The sequence below is a fragment of the Variovorax sp. FW301-JW7 genome, from assembly GCF_058788795.1.
Window position 1 is genome coordinate 246834 of sequence record NZ_JBYTBC010000008.1, and the last position, 21573, is coordinate 268406.

Here is a 21573-nt window from a genome sequence, read left to right on the forward strand (position 1 = left end):
GGCCATGGATGACACGACCCCCTTCGTCCTGACGGCGCGCGACGCGCGCGGCGTGGTCACGCTGACGCTGAACCGCCCCGCCGCCTTCAATGCGTTGTCCGAGGGCATGCTGGGCGCGCTCGAAGAGGCGTTTGGCGCCATCGCCGCCGATGACACGGTGCGCGCCGTCGTCATCGCCGCGGCGGGCAAGGCCTTCTGCGCGGGCCACGACCTGAAGGAGATGCGCGCCGAACCCTCGCTCGGCTACTACCAGCAGCTGTTCGACCGGTGCGGCGCAATGATGCTGTCGATCCAGCGGCTGCCCGTGCCGGTGATCGCGCGCGTGCACGGCATCGCGACCGCGGCAGGCTGCCAGCTGGTGGCGGTGTGCGACCTCGCGGTGGCCGCCAGCGACGCGCGCTTTGCGGTCAGCGGCGTCAACGTGGGCCTCTTTTGCGCCACGCCCGGCGTCACGCTGTCGCGCAACCTGGGTCGCAAGGAAGCCTTCGAGATGCTGGTGACGGGCGAATTCATCGGTGCCGAGGAAGCGCGCGAGAAGGGCCTGGTCAACCGGGTCGCACCGCCCGAAGCACTCGACGCCGCGGTCGAAGCGCTGGTGGCCAGCATCGTCGCCAAGCCCCGCACGGCGCTCGCACTGGGCAAGGCGCTGTTCTACCGCCAGCTCGAGACCGGCATCGAGGCCGCGCTGGCCGACGCCAGCCGGACCATGGCCTGCAACATGATGGACGAGAGTGCACTGGAAGGCGTGCAGGCCTTCATCGAGAAACGGCCGCCGGCCTGGAAGGGCTGAAATGAAAAAGAGGCCGAGGGCCTCTTTTTTGTTTTCAGATGTCGTGCAACCGGGACGACTGCGGCAGGTGCGCCATCAAAAACTCCATCTGGTCCGCCAGGATGCGGCGGTTGCGCAGGATGAAGTCTTCCCACAGGCTCGGCACATAAGGCGCGTACAGCAGCGGCATGTTCGCCTGCTCGGGCGTGCGGCTGCTCTTGCGGTGGTTGCAGGGCTTGCAGGCCGTGACCACGTTCATCCAGGTGTCGATGCCGCGCTGCGCGAACGGAATGATGTGCTCGCGCGTGAGTTCGTCTTCGTGGAAGTGGCCGCCGCAGTAGGCGCAGATGTTGCGGTCGCGCGAGAACAGCTTGCTGTTGGTCAGGCCCGGACGCTGCGCGAAGGGATTGATGCGCGGCACGCCCTTGGTGCCGATGATGCTGTTGATCGCGATCTGCGACTGCTCGCCCGTGATCGCGTTGTGGCCGCCACGGAACACGGCCACCTGCGCGCCCACTTCCCAGCGGACTTCGTCCGCCGCGTAGTGGATCACCGCCTGTTCCAGCGATATCCATGACTGGGGCAGCCCTTGGGCCGACAGCTTCAAGACCTTCACACACGCCTCCTCGACACGAGAAAAACACGCAGAGACCAGAGACTCGGGGTGCATCGGCGACTCACGCCAACCCACGCACTGCGTCACAATATACCGGCTTTGTGACAAATCGGCCTGATTTGCCCATTCGACGGGCATCAGGCGCTATCAAAAAGATACTCTCCCATGCAGGTTTTCCGCGGCTTCCGACACCCGGGCGTAGCTCCGGCCTGCGCCCTCACGATCGGCAATTTCGACGGCGTCCACCGCGGCCACCAGGCCATGCTGGCGCTGTTGCAGACCGAGGCCCGCCATCGCGGGCTGCCCAGTTGCGTGCTGACCTTCGAGCCGCACCCGCGCGACTATTTCGCCGCCGTCACCAAGAAACCCGACCTGGCCCCGGCGCGCATCGGCACGCTGCGCGACAAGCTGACCGAGTTGGCATCCTGCGGCGTGGACCAGACCATCGTGCTGCCCTTCGACGGCCGGCTGGCGTCCCAGTCGCCCGAGGCCTTCATCCAGAACGTGCTGATCGACGGCCTGGGCGCGCGCTACGTGCTGGTGGGCGACGACTTCCGCTTCGGCGCCAAGCGTGCCGGCGACTACGCCATGCTCGATGCCGCCGGCGAAGCGCAGGGTTTCGACGTCGCGCGCATGAACAGCTACGAGGTGCACGGCCTTCGGGTGTCCAGCTCGGCCGTGCGCGAGGCGCTGGCCGAAGGCCGCATGGCCGACGCCCACACGCTGCTGGGGCGCCCGTACACGATCTCGGGCCACGTGGTCCACGGCCGCAAGCTGGGCCGGGCGCTGGGCGCGTCGTCGCCGGGCAAGGACGACGGTTTTCGCACGCTCAACCTGCGCTTCAAGCACTGGAAACCGGCCGCCAGCGGCATCTTCGCGGTGCTGGTGCATGGCCTGGCCGACCAGCCGCTGCCGGGTGTCGCGAACCTCGGCGTGCGGCCCTCGCTGGACGCCAACGACGTCAACGCGGGACGCGTGTTGCTCGAGACGCATTGCCTGGAGTGGCCCTCGCATCTGGGGGCCGAAGGGGCCTACGGTAAAATCGTGCGCGTGGAACTCCTGCACAAACTGCACGACGAATTGCGCTACACCAGCCTCGAAGCCCTCACTGCGGGCATCGCGAAGGATGGCCGCGACGCACGCGCGTTCTTCGCATCGACCCACGCCGAGACCCACCGCCAGACCACGCGCGACCGAATTTAGCCCTGCACGCCCCGTGCTGCCGCCCTTCGACAAGCTCAGGGCGAACGGCTATATCTTCCGCACCGACCGCTCAATGCAGTTCGGGCTGAGCCTGTCGAAGCCCCTCTGTTTCGCCGCACCCAACATGTCTGACGCTGCTTCCCCCAAAGATTACCGTTCCACGCTGAACCTGCCCGACACCCCCTTCCCGATGCGCGGCGACCTGCCCAAGCGCGAACCGGGCTGGGTGAAGGAATGGAACGACGAAGGCCGCTACCACCGCCTGCGCGATGCCCGCCACGGCGCGCCCAAGTTCATCCTGCACGACGGCCCCCCGTACGCCAACGGCCAGATCCACATGGGTCACGCGGTGAACAAGATCCTCAAGGACATGATCACCAAGGCGCGCCAGCTCGAAGGCTTCGACGCGCTGTACGTGCCCGGCTGGGACTGCCACGGCCTGCCGATCGAGAACGCCATCGAAAAGCAGTTCGGCCGCAACCTCAGCCGCGACGAGATGCAGGCCAAGAGCCGCGCCTACGCCACTGAGCAGATCGCCCAGCAGATGGTCGACTTCCAGCGCCTGGGCGTGCTGGGCGAATGGGACCACCCCTACAAGACGATGGACTTCGCCAATGAAGCCGGCGAGCTGCGCGCGTTCAAGCGCGTGATCGAGCGCGGCTTCGTGTACCGGGGCCTGAAGCCCGTGTACTGGTGCTTCGACTGCGGCTCCTCGCTGGCCGAGTTCGAGATCGAATACGCCGACAAGAAGAGCCAGACCATCGACGTGGCCTTCAAGGCGCACGAGCGCGAGAAGGTGCTCAAGGCCTTCGGCACCGACCACACGATCCTGGGCGACATCTTTGCCGTGATCTGGACCACCACCGCGTGGACCATCCCCGCCAACCAGGCGATCAACCTCAACCCCGAGCTCGAGTACTCGCTGGTCGACACCGAGCGGGGCCTGCTGATCCTGGCCAACTCGCTGGTCGAGATGTGCATGACGCGCTACGCGCTCGACGGCAAGGTGCTGGCCACGGTCAAGGGCGAGGCGCTCGGCGGGCTCGAGTTCGAGCACCCGCTGTACGACGTCGATGCGGGCTACCAGCGCCTGTCGCCCATCTACCTGGCCGACTACGCCACCGCCACCGATGGCACCGGCCTCGTGCACTCGTCGCCTGCCTACGGCGTGGACGACTTCAACTCCTGCATCGCCCACGGCGTGGCGTACGACGACATCCTGAACCCGGTGCAGGGCAACGGCAGCTACGCGCCCGACTTCCCGCTGTTCGGCGGCCAGAACATCTGGAAGGCCGTGCCGGTGATCATCGCCGCGCTGCGCGACGCCAACCGGCTGATGACCACCGAGACCATCACCCACAGCTACCCGCACTGCTGGCGCCACAAGACGCCGGTGATCTACCGCGCGGCGGCTCAGTGGTTCGTTCGCATGGACGAAGGCGAAGGCGTGTTCACGAAGGACAAGGCGCCCAAGACGCTGCGCCAGACCGCGCTCGATGCCATCGAGCAGACCAGCTTCTATCCCGAGAACGGCAAGGCCCGCCTGCACGACATGATCGCCGGCCGGCCCGACTGGTGCATCAGCCGCCAGCGCAGCTGGGGCGTGCCGATCCCGTTCTTCCTGCACAAGGATTCGGGCGAGCTGCACCCGCGCACCATGGAAATCCTCGACCAGGCCGCCGACATCGTCGAGAAGGGCGGCATCGAGGCCTGGAGCCGCGTCACGGTCGAAGACATCCTGGGCGCCGCAGACGCACCGAGCTACACCAAGAGCACCGACATCCTCGAGGTGTGGTTCGACTCGGGCTCGACCTTCTCGCACGTGCTGCGCGGCACGCACCCCAACGTGCACCACGAGACCGGCCCCGAAGCCGACCTGTACCTCGAAGGCCACGACCAGCACCGCGGGTGGTTCCACTCGTCGCTACTGATCGCCTGCATGCTGGAAGACCGCGCACCGTACAAGGGCCTGCTCACGCACGGCTTCACGGTGGATGCCAAGGGCATCAAGATGAGCAAGTCGCTCAAGAACGGCATCGACCCGCAGGAAATCAGCAACAAGCTGGGCTCGGAAATCATCCGCCTGTGGGTGGCTGCGAGCGACTACTCGGGCGACATCGCGGGCGACGACAAGATCCTCGCGCGCGTCGTCGATGCCTACCGCCGCATCCGCAACACGCTGCGCTTCCTGCTCGCGAACACCAGCGACTTCGACATCGCGAAAGACGCGGTGCCGCTCGACCAGCTGTTCGAGATCGACCGCTACGCGATGTCGCGCGCGGCGCAGTTCCAGGCCGAGATCCTCGCGCACTACCAGGTGTACGAGTTCCATCCGGTGGTGGCCAAGCTGCAGATCTACTGCTCGGAAGACCTGGGCGGTTTCTACCTCGACATCCTGAAGGACCGCCTGTACACGACGGCCCCGGGCTCGCTCGCGCGCCGCAGCGCACAGACCGCGCTGTGGCACATCTCGCAAGCCATGCTGCGCTGGATGGCGCCGTTCCTGAGCTTCACGGCCGAAGAGGCCTGGAAGATCGTGGGCACCGGCAAGGCCGGCGAGTCGATCTTCACGCAGACCTACAGCCAGTTCGCCGCACCCGACGAGGCGCTGCTCGCCAAGTGGGGCCGCATCCGCGAGATCCGCGACGGCGTCAACAAGGACATCGAGGCGGTGCGCGCCGAGGGCAAGGTCGGTTCGTCGCTGCAGGCCAACCTGCAGCTGAACGCACCGGCCGACGACCTCACGCTGCTGGGCTCGCTGGGCGACGACCTGAAGTTCGTGTTCATCGCCTCGGCGGTGGCACTGGCGGCGGGCGACACGCTGTCGACCGTGGTCACGCCAAGCACCGCACAAAAGTGCGAACGCTGCTGGCACTACCGCGAGGACGTGGGCCACGACCCGGCGCACCCGACCATCTGCGGCCGCTGCACGAGCAACCTGTTCGGCGCGGGCGAATCGCGCAGCGTGGCCTGATGGCGACCGCACGCTCCGCCTCCTCGGCCTCGCGTTCGCGCGGCGCCAGCATCTGGCCGTGGCTCGGGCTGGCGACGATCATCGTGATCATCGACCAGTTCACCAAGACGCTGATCCTGGGCTACTACAAGCTCGGCGACGCGACCTACGTGACGAGCTTCTTCAACGTCGTGCGCGCGCACAACACGGGCGCCGCCTTCTCGTTCCTGGCCGACCATTCGGGCTGGCAACGCTGGTTCTTCACGGCCATCGGCGTGGCGGCGGCGATCTTCATCGTCTGGATGCTGCGGTCGCACGCGGGCCAGAAGCTCTTTTCGTTCGCGATGGCCTGCATCCTGGGCGGCGCGATCGGCAACGTGGTCGACCGCATGATGCACGGCTACGTGGTCGACTTCCTGAGCTTCCACTGGGGCAACTGGTACTTCCCGGCGTTCAACGCGGCGGACAGCGCCATCACGCTCGGGGCGATCTGCCTGATCGTCGACGAGATCCGGCGGGTGCGCCGGGGCAAGTAAGCCAGTTCTAGACCAAAGGGGCCCACGGGCCCCTTTTTCTTTGGGCCGCGTGCTGCGCCAGCAGCCCCGGGGTTCTCCCCACTTCCCTGCCCTGTCATCGCGAAGTCATACTGCGCCGGTCCAATGTAATCGATTACATGAACCCCACCACGGACCCCGCACGATGAGCATCCAAGCAGTAGCCGCCCAGGCCGGGGTCTCCGTGGCCACGGTCTCGCGCGCCTTCAATTTCCCCGACAAGGTGACGCCGGCCACGCGCGAACTGGTCGAGCGCGTGGCGCGCGAGCTCAACTACCTGCCCAACGCCAGCGCCCGCACCTTGCGCACCCAGCGCAGCCGCACGCTCGGCGTGGTGCTGCCCACGCTGCTGAACCCGACCTTTGCCGAATGCCTGCAGGGCATTGCGCGCGCGGCCGTCGCGGGCGGCTACGCGATCCTGCCGGTCACCACGGGCTACCGGCTCGACGAGGAAGAGCGCGCCGTCCAGCTGCTGCTGGCGGGCAACGTCGACGGACTGATCCTCGTGGTGTCGAACCCGTCCACCTCGGCCGCACTGCAGCGCCTGCAGGCCGCCGGCGTGCCCTACGTGCTGGCCTACAACCGGCATGCCGACCATCCCTGCGTGTCGGTCGACAGCGAAGGCGCGGTGGCCGACGCGGTCACGCGCCTCGTGCTGCTGGGCCACCGGCGCATCGCGATGGTCAGCGGCACGCTGGCCGCCTCGGACCGCGCGCAGCAGCGCTACCGCGGCTACCAGCGCGGGATGGCCGAAGCAGGCCTCGCCGCGCCGCCGCTGGTCGAAGTGCCCTTCGTCGAGACCGCCGTCGATGCGCTGTGCGCCGAGCTGCGCCCGCACAGCCGCCCCACGGCGCTGGTCTGCTCGAACGACCTGCTCGCCATCCGCAGCATCCGCGCCGCGCATTTGAGCGGCCTGGCGGTGCCCGACGACCTCAGCGTGGTCGGCTTCGACGGCATCGCGCTGGGCGAAGACCTCACGCCCGCGCTCACCACCATCGCGCAGCCCAACAGCGACATCGGCCGCCACAGTGTCGAGCTACTGGCACAGGCGATCGCCGGCGGCCGCGCGCTGCAGGCCGACGCGAGCCTGCTGCTGCCCCATGCCTTCCGAGACGGCGAGTCGTGCGCGAATGCGCGCGAAGACAACGACGCCGCACTGTCCTGACCTCACCACCCCTCCCAGGAGTTTTTCCATGTCCCTGCGCTTTCACCGCCTCGCCCGCCTCGGCGTGCTGGCCGCCGCCCTCGTCGCCGCCGGCGGCGCCATGGCCCAGACCGCCATTTGCTACAACTGCCCGACCGAATGGGCCGACTGGGGCACCCAGCTCAAGGCCATCAAGGCCAAGACGGGCATCACCGTGCCGGCCGACAACAAGAACTCGGGCCAGTCGCTCGCGCAGCTGGTCGCCGAAAAGGCCAGCCCCGTGGCCGACGTCACCTACCTGGGCGTGACCTTCGCCGTGCAGGCCGCCAAAGACGGCGTGGTCGAGCCCTACAAGCCGGCCGCCTGGAAAGACATTCCCGACGGCCTGAAGGACCCCGCCGGCAACTGGTTCACCATCCACTCGGGCACGCTCGGCTTCATGGTCAACGTCGACGCGCTCAAGGGCAAGCCGGTGCCCAAATCGTGGGCCGACCTGCTCAAGCCCGAGTACAAGGGCCTCATCGGCTACCTCGACCCCGCCTCGGCCTTCGTGGGCTACGTGGGCGCCGTGGCCGTGAACCAGGCGCGCGGCGGCACGCTCGACAACTTCAAGCCGGCCATCGACTACTTCAAGGCGCTGCAGAAGAACGAGCCCATCGTGCCCAAGCAGACCTCGTACGCGCGCGTGCTCTCGGGCGAGATCGCGATCCTGCTCGACTACGACTTCAACGCCTACCGCGCCAAGTACAAGGACAAGGCCAACGTCGCCTTCGTCATCCCCAGCGAAGGCACGCTGGCCGTGCCCTACGTGATGAGCCTGGTCGCCAAGGCGCCGCACGCGGCCGATGCCAAGAAGGTGCTCGACTTCACGCTGTCCGACGAAGGCCAGGCGATCTGGGCCAAGGCCTACCTGCGCCCGGTGCGCGCGAGCGCCATGCCCAAGGAGATCGAGGCGCAGTTCCTGCCCGCCAGCGACTACGCGCGTGCCAAGACCGTCGACTACGCCCGCATGGCCGACGCGCAACGTGGCTTCTCCGACCAGTACCTGAAGGAAGTGCGCTGACCCGGCGCCGCGCGCGATGACACGCACCACATCCTCCAACGCCTGGAACCCGCGCTGGCGATTGCTGGCCTGCGTCGCGCCGGCGGCCGTCTTCTTCGCGGCCTTCTGGCTGCTGCCGGTGGTGCGCCTGCTCGCGCTGCCGGCCGACAAGGGCGCCGCCACCTACTTCGCGGTGCTGACCGATGCGCGCTACCTGCACAGCATGGCCAACACCGTCGCGCTGTCGGTGGCGGTGACGCTGGCCACGCTGGTGCTGGGTGCGGCGGTGGGCATCTACCTCGCGCGCCATGCCTTCCCGGGCAAGCGCATGCTGCTGTCGCTGCTCACGCTGCCGCTGTCGTTCCCGGGCGTGATCATCGGCTTCTTCGTGATCCTGCTCGGCGGGCGCCAGGGCGTGGTGGCCGACCTGAGCGACAGCCTGTTTGGCGAGCGCATCACCTTCGCCTACGGCCTGCTCGGGCTGTTCCTGGCCTACCTGTACTTCTCGCTGCCGCGCGCCATCGCCACCTACGCCGCGGCGGCCGAGTCGATGAACACGCAGCTCGAAGAAGCCGCGCGTTCGCTCGGCGCCTCGAAGCTGCGCGTGGCGCGCGACGTGTGGATGCCCGAGCTGGCACCCACCACGCTGGCCTGCGGCGCCATCCTGTTCGCCACCTCGATGGGCGCCTTCGGCACGGCCTTCACGCTGGCCAGCAAGTTCGAGGTGATCCCCATCACCATCTACAACGAGTTCACCAACTACGCCAACTTCGCGCTCGCCGCGTCGCTGTCGATCTCGCTGGGCGTCGTGACCTGGCTGGTGCTCTTCGTGGCGCGCCGCTTCGGCGCCAACCCGGTCGCCCGATGATGAAGACGCCTTCGCAACCCCGCGCCCCTTTCCTGCTCGCCGTCACGGTGATCGTGAGCCTCTTCATGATCGCGCCGATGCTGCTGTCGGTGATGGCCGGCCTCGTCAACAACTACAGCGCCGGGCTCAAGAGCGGCCTCACGCTGCGCTGGCTGGGCGAGGTGTGGGAGAACTACGGCGGCACCGTCGGCTGGTCGCTCGCGCTGGCCGTGGCCTGCGTCGTGTGCACCGTGCTGCTCGGCGTGCCTTGCGCCTACGCGCTGGCGCGCAGCCGCTCGCGCGCGGCGCGCATCTTCGAAGAACTGCTGACCCTGCCGGTCGCGGTGCCGGGCCTGGCGACGGCGCTCGCGCTCATCCTCGCCTACGGCCAGCTCACGGCCTTCCGCCAGAGCTTCGCCTTCATCCTCGTGGGCCACATCGTCTTCACGCTGCCCTTCATGGTGCGCACCGTGAGCTCGGCCTTCCAGCGCGACGACCTGCTCGCGCTTGAGGAAGCCGCGCGCTCGCTGGGCGCGAACTTCCGCCAGCGCTTCATGGGCATCCTCGTGCCCGCCGTGTTCCCCGCCATCGTGGCCGGCAGCCTGATGGTGTTCACGCTGTCGGTGGGCGAGTTCAATCTCACCTGGATGCTGCACACGCCGCTCACGCGCACGCTGCCCGTGGGCCTGGCCGACAGCTACGCCTCGATGCGCATCGAGATCGGATCGGCCTACACGCTGGTCTTTTTCGCCGTCATTCTTCCGGTGCTGTGGGGCCTGCAGTACCTTGCCAACCTGATGCAGAAACGCCATGGAACTTGAACGCATCCCCGTCGACATCTCGAACTGCGCGAAGACGTACGCCGACGGCACGCGCGGCCTGCAGCCCACCAACCTCAAGGTCGAGGCCGGTGAAGTGCTCGCGCTGCTCGGCCCCTCGGGCTGCGGCAAGACCACGCTGCTGCGCCTCATCGCCGGGCTCGAAGCGCCCGACGACGGCAGCCGCATCGTCTTCGGCGACCAGGACGTCACGCAGCGCCCGGTCGAACACCGCGGCGTGGGCATGGTGTTCCAGAGCTACGCGCTCTTTCCGCAGATGACGGTGGCGGCCAACATCGGCTACGGCCTGCGCATCCGCGGCGTGTCACCCGAGGAAGAAAAACGCGCCGTCGGCGAACTGGTCGATCTCGTGCGCCTGGGCGGCCTGGAGAACAAGCGCCCCGCCGAACTCTCGGGCGGCCAGCGCCAGCGCGTGGCCCTGGCGCGCGCCGTGGCCGTGCGCCCGCGCGTGCTGCTGCTCGACGAGCCGCTGGCCGCGCTCGACGCCAAGCTCAAGGAATCGCTGCGCGACGAACTCGCCGAGCTGCTGCGCCGCCTGCACATCACGGCCATCCACGTCACGCACGACCAGCAGGAGGCGCTGGCCATCGCCGACCGGCTCGCCGTGATGCGCGCCGGGCGCATCGTGCAGGTCGGGCGCGGCGAAGACCTGTACCGCGCGCCCGCGCACCCCTTCGTGGCCGAGTTCCTGGGCCGGGTCAACCGGCTGGAGCGCGCGCCCGACGCCATCGCGCAGGGCGTTGTCCGACTCGGAGGATCGTCGCTGCCCTGCCCCGCGCCCTGGCAGCAGCATGCGACGCTGCTGGTGCGGCCCGAAGACATCGAGGTCGGCGCGCCCCCGCCCGGCGAGGCGCCCGGCTGGGGCCGCGCCACGGTCGAACGCCGCACCTTCCTCGGCGACCGCGTGCAGCTGCACCTGCGCCTGCAGGACCAGCCCGTGCTGGTGGCTGACGTGGGGCGCGACAACCCCTTCGGACCGGGCGACGCGGTGGGCCTGCGCATCCCGGCCGACCGCCTGATGACCTCGCAGGAAACCCGCGCATGACCACGACCACGACCCCCAACACCTTCCTGGTCCAGCTGACCGACCTGCACATCCGCGAGCCCGGCCGGCTGGCCTACGGCCGCATCGACACCGCGCCGTACCTCGCGCGCGCCGTGCAGTCGGTGCTCGCGCTGCGCCAGCCGCCCGACGCGGTCGTGATCACCGGCGACCTGACCGACTTCGGCCGCGCCGCCGAGTACGAACACCTGGCCGCCCTGCTCGCGCCGCTGACGATGCCCGTCTACCTGCTGCCCGGCAACCACGACGACCGCGACCAGCTGCGCCGCAGCTTCCCGGGGCACGCCTACCTGGGCACGGGCGCCGACACGCACGGCTTCGTGCAGTATTCGGTGCGTGTGGGCGACCTGCGGCTGCTCACGCTCGACACCTGCGTGCCCGGCGCCAGCCACGGCACGCTGTGCGAGCGGCGCCTGGCCTGGCTCGAAACCCAGCTCGACGCCTGCCGCCACGAGCCCGTGGTGGTCGCCATGCACCACCCGCCCTTCGAGACGCTGATCGGCCACATGGACGAGATCGGCCTGCTCGAAGGCGCCGACGCGCTCGAGGCCCTGCTGCGCCGCTACACGAACGTCGAGCGCGTGATCTGCGGCCACCTGCACCGCGCCATCGACGTGCGCTTCGGCGGCACCATCGCCTCGACCTCGCCAGCGCAGGCGCACCAGGTCTGCCTCGACCTGGCGCCCGACGCTGCCTCGGCCTGGACGCTGGAGCCGCCCGCCTTCCGCGTGCACGCCTGGTCCGCGGCCGGGCGCCGGCTCGTCACCCACCTGGCGGCCTCTGGCAGCTTCGAAGGCCCTTATCCTTTCCACGACAACGGAGCCCTGATCGACTGAAGCGTCTACTTGTGGAAAATGGGGCTGAAACGAATCAAAACGAAAACAAGAGAAAGGTCAGACCCCGCCTTCCATGAAGCACCTTCTGAATCTGCTTGCGGCCGTCGCCCTGCTGGTGTGGGGCACGCACCTCGTGCGCACCGGCGTGCTGCGCGTCTTCGGCGCCAACCTGCGCAAGATCCTCGTGCAGAGCATGCGCAACCGCTTCACGGCCGCGCTCTCGGGCATCGGCGTCACGGCGCTCGTGCAGTCGAGCACGGCCACCTCGCTCATGACCTCCTCCTTCGTGGGGCAGGGCCTGGTCACGCTGCCGGCCGCGCTGGCGGTGATGCGGGGCGCCGACGTGGGCACGGCGCTGATCTCGGTGCTGTTCTCGGCCGACCTCTCGTGGCTCTCGCCGATGTTCATCTTCGTGGGCGTGGTGCTGTTCATCACGCGCTCGGCCACCGTGGCGGGGCGCGTGGGGCGGGTGCTGATCGGGCTGGGGCTGATGCTGCTGGCGCTGCAGCTGGTGGTGGCGGCCACCGAGCCGCTGTTCTCGTCGCCGGCCGTGCGGGCGCTGCTGGCGTCCATCACCAGCGATGTGCTGCTGGAGATCACCCTCGGTGCCGCGCTTGCCATCGTGGCGTACTCGAGCCTGGCGGTGGTGCTGCTGGTGGCGGCCATGGCAAGCTCGAACGTGGTGCCGCTCGACGTGGCGCTGGGCCTGGTGCTCGGCGCCAACCTGGGCAGCGGCCTGCTGGCGGTGCTGACCACGGCGCGCTCGGCGGTGTCGGTGCGGCAGGTGACGGTGGGCAACCTGCTGTTCAAGGCGCTGGGCGTGGCGCTGGTCACGCCGTTCGTGGGGCTGTGGGTGCGCTACGTGCAGCCCCAGCTGCCGAACCAGACGCACGGCGTGGTGCTGTTCCATCTGGCCTTCAACATCGTGATCAGCGTCGGCTTCATCGGCCTCACGCAGTGGGTCGCCAAGCTGGTGACGCGCATGCTGCCCGTGCCGCCGCAGCCCGTGGGCACGAGCCGGCCGCATCACCTCGACCCTTCGGCGCTGTCGACGCCTTCTCTCGCTATTTCTAACGCGGCGCGCGAGGCGCTGCACCAGGCGGACATCGTGGAGACGATGCTGATCGGCACGCTCGACGTGATCCGCAACAACGACCTGCGGCTGGCGCAGGAGCTGCGGCAACTCGACGACACGGTGGACGAGCTGTACTCGGCGATCAAGTACTACATGACGCGCATCTCGCGCGAGGCGCTGGGCGAAGAGGAAAGCCGGCGCTGGACGGACATCATCAGCTTCACGATCAACATGGAGCAGATCGGGGACATCATCGAGCGGGTGATCATCGATATCGAGGACAAGAAGATCAAGCCGCAGCGCAACTTTTCAGCTGCGGGGATGGCGGAGATTGTGGAGCTGCATGAGCGGTTGATTGCGAATCTGCGGTTGAGCATGAGTGTGTTCTTGAATGGCAATGTTCGCGACGCGCAGAAGCTTCTGGAGGAGAAGGCGCGGTTTCGGGATCTGGAGCGGGCCTACGCCACTACCCATCTGGATCGGTTGTCGGATCGGACTACTTTGAGCATCGAGACGAGTTCTCTGCACATTGATCTGATCAGTGATTTGAAGCGGATCAATTCGCATATCTGTTCTATTGCTTATCCGATTCTTGAGTCTGCGGGGGCGTTGGCGCCTAGCCGGCTTCGAGAATCTCGACTCGGGAAGATCGAGGGCTGATCGTTTTGTTTCCCGAGGCCGGGTCTCGCCCCGGCGGGCGACTCACTTTCTTTTGCTTCGCCAAAAGAAAGTAAGCAAAGAAAAGGCGACCCTGCTGTCTGCGTCCCTCCGCTTCGCTACGGGCAACCTGCGGTGCTCACGTTTCGCGGGGTCTCGCCCAAACTCGCTTCGCTCAAACAAGGGCGAGCCCTGATCCGCGAAACGCTGCGCTCCTCGGCGCATACAGAAGGGCTTTGGATACCGGGCGGGCCATCGCTTCGCTCGGCCTGTGAAGGCAGACGGGCTCTGCCTCGTTTACCAGAAGTCTCCTAAAAGCCCAGCAATGCTCGGGGCTTCGAAGGAGTTCGACATGACCATTGTTCTGCAGCAAAGCGCGGTCGCCGCGTCGCTCGGGGTGCAGCAGCTCGCCACCGCGTTCAGTCCGGCGTTTTCGCATCTGCGCATTCTTCGCAACCTCATCATTCCGATGCCCTCCGGTTGCGCGGTGCCCACGGCGCGCATCGATGCGGTGATCGTGTGCGAGACGGGGGTGTACCTGTTCGAGATCAAGGCCTGGCGCAATGCATTCGTCTACCGCAAGAAGTCCGACGAGGCGCCGCCGCGCTGGTTCCTGCGGCTGCATGGCTGCACGCGGGCGCGTGAAGTGAAAGACCCGGCCTGGCAGGGCGGGCGCAAGACGACGCAGTTGCGCAGCCTGCTGCCGGACGACCTGCGGCTGCAGTACTTCGTGCTGCTGCCGTGCGAAGGCGTGGAGCTGGAGGGCGTGATGCCGGCTGCGGTGATCACGCAGCAGGACCTGCCGTACATCGCGCGCCTGGTGCGCAACAACGGGCGCACGGCGCGCACGTACCCGCTGCTCGACGCGCAGGCGGTCGATCGCACGGTGCAGCGGCTGCTGGAGATCCAGGGCGACCTGTCGCTGGAGACGCATGCGCAGAACTGCCGCGAACGCATCGAACGGGCTGCGGTGACGTGGCCGGCGGTGAACGCGATGGGGTTGCAGTAACGACTGCTCACCAACCGGCCCTGCGCGCGGGAGGGCGTCCCACATTCCTCCGACATTGGTGAAGACCATGCGGTGATGACGAATCCTCCCAAGTCCCTCGCGGCCCTTGCCGCGCTGTGCCTCGCGATGGCGATCTGTCCGGCGCAGGCCGCCGACCCGTTCACCGTGCAGGACATCCGCCTCGAAGGCCTGCAGCGCGTCGAAGCGGGCACGGTGTTCGCGACCCTCGGCCTGAAGGCCGGCGACACGTACAGCGACGACCGCGGCAGCGCGGCGATCCGCGCACTGTTCGACCTGGGGCTCTTCAAGGACGTGCGCATCGACGTCAACGGCCATGTGCTCGTGGTCATCGTCGAAGAGCGCCCCACCGTGGCCGATGTCGACTTCGCGGGCACCAAAGAGTTCGACAAGGCGGCGCTGCAGAAGGCGCTGCGCGACATCGGGCTGGCCGAAGGCCGACCTTATGACAAGGCGCTGGCGGACCGCGCCGAGCAAGAGCTCAAGCGCCAGTACATCGGCCGCAGCCTCTACAACGCGCAGGTGGTCACCACGGTCACGCCGCTGGAGCGCAACCGCGTCAACCTCACGTTCAGCGTGACCGAGGGCGAGCCGGCGCGCATCACGCGGGTGCGCGTGGTGGGCCAGCAGGCTTTCGATGAACGCACGCTGCTCGACCTGTTCGACCAGGACAGCGGTGGCTGGCTGGCGTGGTACACGAAGTCGAACCAGTACGCGCGCGCCAAGTTCGACGCCGACCTGGAAACGCTGCGCGCGTTCTACCTGACGCGCGGGTACCTCGAGTTCCGCATCGAGTCGACGCAGGTCGCGATCTCGCCCGACCGGCAGACGCTGGAGCTCACGGTGAACATCAGCGAGGGCGAGAAGTTCGCGGTGGCGGGCGTGAAGCTGGCGGGCAACTACCTGGGGCGTGAGGACGAGTTCAAGTCGCTCGTCACCGTGCGCCCCGGCGCGCCCTACAACGGCGAGGACGTGGCGGCCACCACCAAGGCCTTTGCCGACCACTTCGGCACCTTCGGCTACGCCTTCGCGCGCGTGAAAAGCGAGCCCGAGATCGACCGCGCCCGGCGCCGCGTCGTGATGGTGCTGAACGCCGAACCCGGGCGGCGCGCCTATGTGCGGCGGCTGAACATCGGCGGCAATGCGCGCACGCGCGACGAGGTGATCCGGCGCGAGTTCCGCCAGTACGAAGGCGCCTGGTACGACGGCACGAAGATCAGGCTCTCGCGCGACCGCGTCGACCGGCTGGGCTTCTTCACCGAGGTGAACGTCGAGACCGCCGAAGTGCCGGGCAGCAACGACCAGGTCGACCTGAACGTCACCGTGGCCGAGAAGCCCACGGGCTCGCTGCAGCTGGGCGCGGGCTACTCGTCGACCGACAAGATCTCGCTGAGCTTCGGCATCACGCAGGAGAACGTGTTCGGCTCGGGCAACTACCTGGGGCTGCAGGTCAACACCAGCTCGTACAACCGCTCGGTGTCGCTCACGGCCACCGACCCGTACTTCACGAAGGACGGCATCTCGCGCACCTTCAACCTGTTCCACACCACCACGCGGCCCTACTACGAGGCCGACGGCAACTACAAGCTCGCGAGCGACGGCGGCTCGGTGCGCTTCGGGCTGCCGGTGAACGAGCTGGACACGGTGTACCTGGGCATCGGCGTGGAGCGTTACTCGTTCACGCCGGGCACCAACGGCTCGTACACGCTGGTCAACGGCTCGTATGTCTACACGGCCACGCCGCAGGCCTACCTCGACTACTTCCAGTGCACCGGCACCGCGCCGAGCGTGGTGTGCGCGGGCAGGAACGTGGTGGGCATCCCGGCCACCGTGGGCTGGTCGCGCGACGACCGCGACAGCGCGCTGGTGCCCACGCGCGGGCGCCTGCAAAGCGCCAACCTCGAGCTGGGCGTGGGCAGCGAACTGCGCTACCTGAAGACCAACTACCAGTACCAGCAGTACGTGCCGCTGTCCAAGCAGTACACGCTGGCCTTCAACGGCCAGCTCGGCTATGCGAAGGCGCTGGGCGGCAGCAGCTTTCCGATCTTCAAGAACTTCTATGCGGGCGGTCTGGGCTCGATCCGCGGCTTCGAGCAGAACTCGCTGGGCCCGACCGACGCGGTCACCGGCGGTTCGCTGGGCGGCACGCGCAAGGCGATCTTCAACATGGAGCTGACCACGCCCTTCCCCGGCGCGGGCAACGACAAGTCGCTGCGCCTGTACACCTTCTTCGATGCGGGCAACGTGTTCGCCGAACGCACGGCCAGCATGACCGACGCACAGTGGAAGGCGCAGAACCGCCTGCGCGCCTCGGCCGGCCTGGGCATCAGCTGGATCTCGCCGCTGGGCCCGCTGCGCCTGGCGTATGCGGTGCCGATCGTCTACCAGAAGGAGGACACGGCCAACGGCATCGCGGCCGACCGCACGCAGCGCTTCCAGTTCCAGATCGGCACGTCCTTCTGAACCGGACCGCACGCGCCATGAGCCGCATCCTGCTGGTGGAAGACGGGCGCGACATCGCGTCGCTGCTGCTGGGCCCGCTGCAGCGCGCGGGCCACGAGGTGGAGCAGCTCGGCGACGGCGCCGCCGCGCTCGACCGCATCCTGCATGCGCCGCCGGCGCTCACGCTGCTCGACGTGGTGCTGCCGCGCATCGACGGGCTGCAGGTGATCGCGCAGGTGCGCGCGCGCAGCGACCACCCGATCATCGTGCTGACGGCGCGCGCGCACGAGGCCGACCGGCTGCGCGGCTTCGACCTGGGCGCCGACGACTATGTCTGCAAGCCCTTCTCGCCGCGCGAGGTGGTGGCGCGCGTGCACACGGTGCTGCGCCGGCGCGCGCCGCCCGACCTGAGCGTGGGCATGGCCTCGCCGGCCGTGGCCTTCGACAGCGCGATGGGCCATGCATGGCTGGAGGGCCGGGCCCTGGCGCTCACGCGCCGCGAGCTGCTGTTGCTGCGCGCGCTGTCGCGCGAACCGGGGCGCGTGTTCACGCGCGCCAGGCTGCTCGAAGCGGCGTTTCCCGAGGCGCTGGACGTGAACGAGCGCGCGGTCGACGGGCACATCAAGAACCTGCGGCGCAAGCTCGCGGCCGTGTCGCCCTCGCACGGCTGGATCCGTTCGGTCTACGGCGTGGGGTTCAGCTTCGCGCAGCGGCCGGGCTGAGGGCCGGCCTGGCCTTGCACGGGCCGTGGCCGCGCGATGTGCGGCCTTCGCTGCGCTTTTGCATGATCGGCGCCAGCGTCGACAGGCTGGCATTGCGCACTGCCGCCTGTCGCGCCTCCACGCAGGCGCCGCGTGCCGCGACGCTGATGCCCAGCGCCAGGCTGCACAAGGCCAGGCCGCCCGCACAGGTGTGGGCCAGCGCGCGCAACGTGGCGCGCCCATCGGCTGGCGCAACGGACGGGAGCGGCATGCGCAACACCGCTCAGCCTTCCGTGCGCGGCGGCACCAGCGCGCGGATGCGGGCGATGCCATCGAGCGCGCGCGGGCGCATCGGCCGCAAGCCGCCCATCGGCATGGGGCCCCTGCCGGGCGGCGGCGGGCGCTCGGTCACCGGGCGCGCGGTGGGGTCGACCACCAGCGTGAGCAGCGCGACGTAGCGCCGGCCCTCCTCGCGCACCGCGCCCAGCACCGTGTCGCCGGCCCGCAGCGCGATGCCGTCGGCGCTGTTGAGCGTGTCGCGCAACCGCGCGCGCTGGTAGCTGGAGACCTGCGTGTAGAGGAACTCGCTGAGCGCATCGGGCAAGAAGAACTGCGTCGTGAGCACGGCGCGCTCGCGGTGGTGCACCTTGACGTGGATGTGCGTGGTGCGCCCCGCGTACCAGCCCGGGTAGAGCGTGGCGAACACGGCCTGGCCGTCGCGGTCGGTGCGCTGGCTGCCGCGCAGGAAGGCCTGGCCTTCGAAGCCGCGCGTGCGGTCGTCGCCCTGCCCGCCGAAGCCCGAGTAGTTGCCCTGCGCGTCGCAGTGCCACAGGTCGGTGCGCAGGCCGCGCAGCGGGCGCCCGGCGGCATCGAGCACGCGCAGGCGCACATCGAGCGGCACGCCCTCGCGGCCGTCGGTCAGGTCGGTGCGGAAATTCGCGAGGTCCAGGTAGTACGGGCCCTCGGTGGTCTGGGCGGTCAGCGGGAGCTTCTGCGCTGCTGCGGCGGCCCCGGGTGCGGACGCGCCCAGGCCGGCCGCACCGATCGCAGCCAGCAGGCCCCGGCGCCCGATCGCTTCACCGGCCATGGGCCACCTCCCCCGTCTTCGCCGGAGCCTGTGCGCCAGAGGCCCGCGCCTCGGCCCAGACCACGAGCAGCGTCCACACATGCGCGACGACCCAGAACAGCGCGGCCAACAGGAACAGCAGCAGGTCGGTGTCGGCGTCGCCCGGGGGCGTGGACGGCGGCGCGGCATGCCCCGGCGGGACCCAGGCGAGCGCGACGACGGCCAGTGCGCGGAAGGCGGAGGTGGGAGGGGCGCGGTGCGTGTCCGGTGTCATGGCGGGCATCGTGCGATCCGAATCGGGAGAAATGTGGGAGAGGCACGGGAGAGCGCGTCTCCCAGATTCCTCCCCAATCGGGCGCCAAGATCGGCGGCTTGCCCATGCCATCCCCGCCCCCGAAACGCATGCCGCAGAATGCGGCCATGCCCCCGCCGCCGAGCCCATGCCGCGCCTGACCCTCTCCCGCAAGATCTTCCTGGCCCTGGCCGCCCTGCTGATCGTGCTGCTGCTGAGCTTCGTGGGCTTCTCGATCGTCGCGCTGCAGCGGGGCCTGGGCGCCTACGTGGCCGAGATCGAGATCCGCCGCATGGACTGGCTCTCGCAGCTCCTGCTGAAGCACTACACCGCCAACGGCGACTGGAAGAAACTGCGCGACAACGACGACGCCTGGCACCGCCTGCAGCTGGGCCAGTCGGCGATGGTGATCGACGGCGCCGCCACGCCCGACGACCGGCGGCTGCCGCCCTGGTACGAGCGCCGCATGCCTGGCACGCCCGGTGACGGCACGCCGCAGGCAGAGTCCTCCTCCGGCATCTCGCCCACCGCCTCGCCCCCACCTACGCCGCCGCAGCTCGACCTGCTGCCCCGCCGCTTCCTGATGCCGCCCCCGGGCTTCTTTCCCGGCCTGGCCGGCCCGCCCGACTCGATCTTCCGCCGCCTCGCCGTGCTCGACGCCCACGGCGCGCTCGTGGTCGGCGCGACCATCGACCCGGAGAACGCCGCGCGCCGGCCGATCCGCCACGGGCGCACCGTCGTCGGCTACCTCGCGCTCGCGCCGATGCAGGGCCTGGAGAGCGAGGCCGACCGCGCCTTTCTCGCGCGGCAGTCCGGCGTGATCGCGCTCACCGGGCTGTGCGGCCTGGCCTTTGCGCTCGTGCTGTCGTGGTTGCTGGCGCGCCGCTGGTTCCAGCCGATCGACGCGCTCACGCAGGCCGCGCAGGACGTGGCGCGCGGGCGGCTCTCGACGCGCGTGGCGGTCCACGGCTCGGACGAGCTTGCGCTGCTGGGCAAGACCTTCAACGACATGGCGCAGCGCCTGGACACGGCCGAGGCCTCGCGCCGCGCCTGGCTGGCCGATGCGGCGCACGAGCTGCGCACGCCGCTGGCGGCCATGCGCGCGGAGATCGAGGCGCTGCAGGACGGCGTGCGCAGCTTCGACGAACGCACCGCGCTGCGCATGCACCGCCAGGTGATCCGCCTCGGCCAGCTGGTCGACGACCTGCGCAGCAGCATGCGCGAGCCCCAGAGCGACCTGCTGAAGGCGCCGGTGTACCCGCTATCGCTGCTCAAGGAGGCGCTCGACCACACGCGCGACCGCTTCGCGCAGCGCGGCATCGCGCTCGACCGCGACGCCCTCGACCGCATCGCCGCCTCGGCCCAGCCGGTGATCGACGGCGACGCGCACCGGCTGCACCAGGTCTTCATGAACCTGCTGGAGAACACGCTGGCCTACACCGATGCCGGCGGCCAGTTGCGCATCGGCGTGAGCGTCGAAGGCGCATGGACGGGCCACTGCCTCACGCTGGTGTTCGACGACAGCGCGCCGGGCGTGCCCGAGGCAGAGATTCCGCGCCTCTTCGACCGCCTGTTCCGCGGCGAAACCTCGCGCAGCCGCGCGCTGGGCGGCTCGGGCCTGGGCCTGTCGATCTGCCGCGCGACCATCGAGGCGCACGGCGGCAGCATCGAGGCGGCGCCCTCGCCGCTGGGCGGGCTGCGCATGACGATCACCCTACCCCTGGCGGCTTCCGCATGACACGCATCGTGATCGTCGAAGACGAATTCGACATCGCCTCCGTGGTGCAGGACTACCTGCGCCACGCCGGCTACGACACCGAGCACTTCGCCGACGGGCAGAGCGCGCTCGAACGCATCGTCGCCGCGCCGCCCGACCTCACGCTGCTCGACATCATGCTGCCGCGCCTCGATGGCATCGAGGTGCTGCGCCGCGCGCGCGAGCACACGGCGCACCCGATCATCATGCTCACCGCGCGCATCGAGGAGGTCGACCGCCTGCTCGGCCTGGAGCTGGGCGCTGACGACTACGTGTGCAAGCCCTTCTCGCCGCGCGAGCTGGTGGCGCGCGTGCGCGCGGTGCTGCGCCGCACCGCGCCGGCCGTGGCGGCGCAGGTCGCGCCTGGCGATGCACTGGGGCTGGTGCTCGACGACGTGCACTGGCGCGCCTCGCTCGACGGCACGCCGCTGAACCTCACGCGCCGCGAGTTCGGGCTGCTGCAGGTGCTGTCGCGGCACCCGGGCCGCATCTTCTCGCGTGCCCGGCTGCTGGAGCTGGCCTACGACGACACGGTGGACGTGACCGAGCGCGCCATCGACAGCCACGTGAAGAACCTGCGCCGCAAGCTCGGCGCGGTGACGCCCGCGCACGACTGGATTCGGTCGGTGTATGGCGTCGGCTTCGCGTGGGAAGCGCCGGCCGACGCGGCGCATTGAACGCCCTGGCCGCT

Annotated in this window: 20 protein-coding genes; 16 read left to right on the forward strand and 4 right to left on the reverse strand. The window is 69.0% G+C overall.

Going from position 1 to position 21573, the window contains the following annotated elements; all coding sequences use genetic code 11:
* Positions 1-4: 4 nt before the first annotated feature.
* On the forward strand, positions 5-790 hold the full coding sequence (locus AC3WQM_RS22270) for an enoyl-CoA hydratase (protein WP_492681742.1): 786 nt from the start codon (positions 5-7) through the stop codon (positions 788-790).
* Positions 791-824: 34 nt separating this feature from the next.
* Here AC3WQM_RS22270 and AC3WQM_RS22275 read toward each other — a convergent pair whose 3' ends face one another.
* Positions 825-1385 carry an HNH endonuclease gene (locus tag AC3WQM_RS22275; protein ID WP_062480919.1) on the reverse strand — a complete coding sequence of 187 codons (561 nt, stop codon included), beginning with the start codon at positions 1383-1385 and terminating at the stop codon, positions 825-827.
* Positions 1386-1550: 165 nt separating this feature from the next.
* Here AC3WQM_RS22275 and AC3WQM_RS22280 point away from each other — a divergent pair, with 165 nt between their 5' ends.
* The 13 genes from AC3WQM_RS22280 to AC3WQM_RS22340 all read left to right on the forward strand — a co-directional run bounded on the left by AC3WQM_RS22280 (position 1551) and on the right by AC3WQM_RS22340 (position 17789).
* On the forward strand, positions 1551-2588 hold the full coding sequence (locus AC3WQM_RS22280) for a bifunctional riboflavin kinase/FAD synthetase (protein ID WP_492681744.1): 1038 nt from the start codon (positions 1551-1553) through the stop codon (positions 2586-2588).
* Between the two features lie 124 nt (positions 2589-2712).
* Positions 2713-5562: an isoleucine--tRNA ligase gene (gene ileS / locus AC3WQM_RS22285; protein WP_492681746.1), complete on the forward strand. Its 2850-nt coding sequence runs from the start codon at positions 2713-2715 to the stop codon at positions 5560-5562.
* Positions 5562-6077 carry a signal peptidase II gene (lspA, locus tag AC3WQM_RS22290; protein WP_062480914.1) on the forward strand — a complete coding sequence of 172 codons (516 nt, stop codon included), beginning with the start codon at positions 5562-5564 and terminating at the stop codon, positions 6075-6077. Before ileS ends, lspA begins: the two co-directional genes overlap by 1 nt.
* A gap of 163 nt (positions 6078-6240) precedes the next feature.
* Positions 6241-7260: a LacI family DNA-binding transcriptional regulator gene (locus tag AC3WQM_RS22295; RefSeq protein ID WP_492681748.1), complete on the forward strand. Its 1020-nt coding sequence runs from the start codon at positions 6241-6243 to the stop codon at positions 7258-7260.
* Between the two features lie 28 nt (positions 7261-7288).
* Entirely contained in the window at positions 7289-8302 is a 1014-nt protein-coding gene (locus AC3WQM_RS22300) for an ABC transporter substrate-binding protein (RefSeq protein WP_062480910.1), read from the forward strand.
* Between the two features lie 16 nt (positions 8303-8318).
* Positions 8319-9149, forward strand: coding sequence for an ABC transporter permease (locus AC3WQM_RS22305; protein ID WP_492681750.1), 831 nt, complete (start codon positions 8319-8321; stop codon positions 9147-9149).
* Complete coding sequence (locus AC3WQM_RS22310) at positions 9149-9949, forward strand: ABC transporter permease (RefSeq protein ID WP_492681752.1); 801 nt, start codon at positions 9149-9151, stop codon at positions 9947-9949. Before AC3WQM_RS22305 ends, AC3WQM_RS22310 begins: the two co-directional genes overlap by 1 nt.
* Positions 9939-11012: an ABC transporter ATP-binding protein gene (locus tag AC3WQM_RS22315; protein WP_139703304.1), complete on the forward strand. Its 1074-nt coding sequence runs from the start codon at positions 9939-9941 to the stop codon at positions 11010-11012. The genes AC3WQM_RS22310 and AC3WQM_RS22315 overlap by 11 nt, the downstream gene beginning before the upstream one ends.
* Complete coding sequence (locus AC3WQM_RS22320; protein ID WP_492681754.1) at positions 11009-11866, forward strand: phosphodiesterase; 858 nt, start codon at positions 11009-11011, stop codon at positions 11864-11866. Before AC3WQM_RS22315 ends, AC3WQM_RS22320 begins: the two co-directional genes overlap by 4 nt.
* Positions 11867-11939: 73 nt before the next feature.
* Positions 11940-13601 carry a Na/Pi cotransporter family protein gene (locus AC3WQM_RS22325; protein WP_489057835.1) on the forward strand — a complete coding sequence of 554 codons (1662 nt, stop codon included), beginning with the start codon at positions 11940-11942 and terminating at the stop codon, positions 13599-13601.
* Between the two features lie 349 nt (positions 13602-13950).
* A complete protein-coding gene (locus AC3WQM_RS22330; RefSeq protein WP_492681756.1) occupies positions 13951-14607 on the forward strand; it encodes a nuclease-related domain-containing protein in 657 nt (218 codons plus the stop codon).
* 75 nt (positions 14608-14682) lie between these two features.
* Positions 14683-17088 carry an outer membrane protein assembly factor BamA gene (gene bamA, locus AC3WQM_RS22335; protein ID WP_492681758.1) on the forward strand — a complete coding sequence of 802 codons (2406 nt, stop codon included), beginning with the start codon at positions 14683-14685 and terminating at the stop codon, positions 17086-17088.
* Between the two features lie 17 nt (positions 17089-17105).
* Entirely contained in the window at positions 17106-17789 is a 684-nt protein-coding gene (locus AC3WQM_RS22340; protein ID WP_492681760.1) for a response regulator, read from the forward strand.
* Here the strand turns inward: AC3WQM_RS22340 and AC3WQM_RS22345 are convergent.
* From AC3WQM_RS22345 to AC3WQM_RS22355, 3 genes are read right to left on the reverse strand one after another with little or no spacing between them, the layout of a single operon-like run.
* The gene (locus tag AC3WQM_RS22345; protein WP_492681762.1) at positions 17764-18039 is read right to left on the reverse strand and encodes a hypothetical protein; all 276 of its coding nucleotides are present in this window, start codon (positions 18037-18039) and stop codon (positions 17764-17766) included. The genes AC3WQM_RS22340 and AC3WQM_RS22345 overlap by 26 nt on opposite strands.
* Before the next feature lie 12 nt (positions 18040-18051).
* Complete coding sequence (locus tag AC3WQM_RS22350) at positions 18052-18855, reverse strand: dioxygenase family protein (RefSeq protein ID WP_492681764.1); 804 nt, start codon at positions 18853-18855, stop codon at positions 18052-18054.
* Positions 18845-19108 carry a hypothetical protein gene (locus AC3WQM_RS22355; protein ID WP_492681766.1) on the reverse strand — a complete coding sequence of 88 codons (264 nt, stop codon included), beginning with the start codon at positions 19106-19108 and terminating at the stop codon, positions 18845-18847. The genes AC3WQM_RS22350 and AC3WQM_RS22355 overlap by 11 nt, the downstream gene beginning before the upstream one ends.
* A gap of 166 nt (positions 19109-19274) precedes the next feature.
* On the opposite strand from AC3WQM_RS22355, the gene AC3WQM_RS22360 reads away from it, so the two are divergent.
* Together AC3WQM_RS22360 and AC3WQM_RS22365 are read left to right on the forward strand one after the other, a co-directional pair.
* A complete protein-coding gene (locus AC3WQM_RS22360; protein WP_492681768.1) occupies positions 19275-20864 on the forward strand; it encodes an ATP-binding protein in 1590 nt (529 codons plus the stop codon).
* Positions 20861-21559: a response regulator gene (locus AC3WQM_RS22365; protein ID WP_492681770.1), complete on the forward strand. Its 699-nt coding sequence runs from the start codon at positions 20861-20863 to the stop codon at positions 21557-21559. Before AC3WQM_RS22360 ends, AC3WQM_RS22365 begins: the two co-directional genes overlap by 4 nt.
* The last annotated feature ends 14 nt before the right edge of the window (positions 21560-21573 follow it).

Coding starts and splice junctions, on each gene's coding strand:
- AC3WQM_RS22270 (WP_492681742.1), top strand. CDS start 5: ATGGATGACACGACCCCCTTCGTCCTGACGGCGCGCGACGCGCGCGGC.
- AC3WQM_RS22280 (WP_492681744.1), top strand. CDS start 1,551: ATGCAGGTTTTCCGCGGCTTCCGACACCCGGGCGTAGCTCCGGCCTGC.
- ileS (WP_492681746.1), top strand. CDS start 2,713: ATGTCTGACGCTGCTTCCCCCAAAGATTACCGTTCCACGCTGAACCTG.
- lspA (WP_062480914.1), top strand. CDS start 5,562: ATGGCGACCGCACGCTCCGCCTCCTCGGCCTCGCGTTCGCGCGGCGCC.
- AC3WQM_RS22295 (WP_492681748.1), top strand. CDS start 6,241: ATGAGCATCCAAGCAGTAGCCGCCCAGGCCGGGGTCTCCGTGGCCACG.
- AC3WQM_RS22300 (WP_062480910.1), top strand. CDS start 7,289: ATGTCCCTGCGCTTTCACCGCCTCGCCCGCCTCGGCGTGCTGGCCGCC.
- AC3WQM_RS22305 (WP_492681750.1), top strand. CDS start 8,319: ATGACACGCACCACATCCTCCAACGCCTGGAACCCGCGCTGGCGATTG.
- AC3WQM_RS22310 (WP_492681752.1), top strand. CDS start 9,149: ATGAAGACGCCTTCGCAACCCCGCGCCCCTTTCCTGCTCGCCGTCACG.
- AC3WQM_RS22315 (WP_139703304.1), top strand. CDS start 9,939: ATGGAACTTGAACGCATCCCCGTCGACATCTCGAACTGCGCGAAGACG.
- AC3WQM_RS22320 (WP_492681754.1), top strand. CDS start 11,009: ATGACCACGACCACGACCCCCAACACCTTCCTGGTCCAGCTGACCGAC.
- AC3WQM_RS22325 (WP_489057835.1), top strand. CDS start 11,940: ATGAAGCACCTTCTGAATCTGCTTGCGGCCGTCGCCCTGCTGGTGTGG.
- AC3WQM_RS22330 (WP_492681756.1), top strand. CDS start 13,951: ATGACCATTGTTCTGCAGCAAAGCGCGGTCGCCGCGTCGCTCGGGGTG.
- bamA (WP_492681758.1), top strand. CDS start 14,683: ATGACGAATCCTCCCAAGTCCCTCGCGGCCCTTGCCGCGCTGTGCCTC.
- AC3WQM_RS22340 (WP_492681760.1), top strand. CDS start 17,106: ATGAGCCGCATCCTGCTGGTGGAAGACGGGCGCGACATCGCGTCGCTG.
- AC3WQM_RS22345 (WP_492681762.1), bottom strand. CDS start 18,039: ATGCCGCTCCCGTCCGTTGCGCCAGCCGATGGGCGCGCCACGTTGCGC.
- AC3WQM_RS22350 (WP_492681764.1), bottom strand. CDS start 18,855: ATGGCCGGTGAAGCGATCGGGCGCCGGGGCCTGCTGGCTGCGATCGGT.
- AC3WQM_RS22355 (WP_492681766.1), bottom strand. CDS start 19,108: ATGACACCGGACACGCACCGCGCCCCTCCCACCTCCGCCTTCCGCGCA.
- AC3WQM_RS22360 (WP_492681768.1), top strand. CDS start 19,275: ATGCCGCGCCTGACCCTCTCCCGCAAGATCTTCCTGGCCCTGGCCGCC.
- AC3WQM_RS22365 (WP_492681770.1), top strand. CDS start 20,861: ATGACACGCATCGTGATCGTCGAAGACGAATTCGACATCGCCTCCGTG.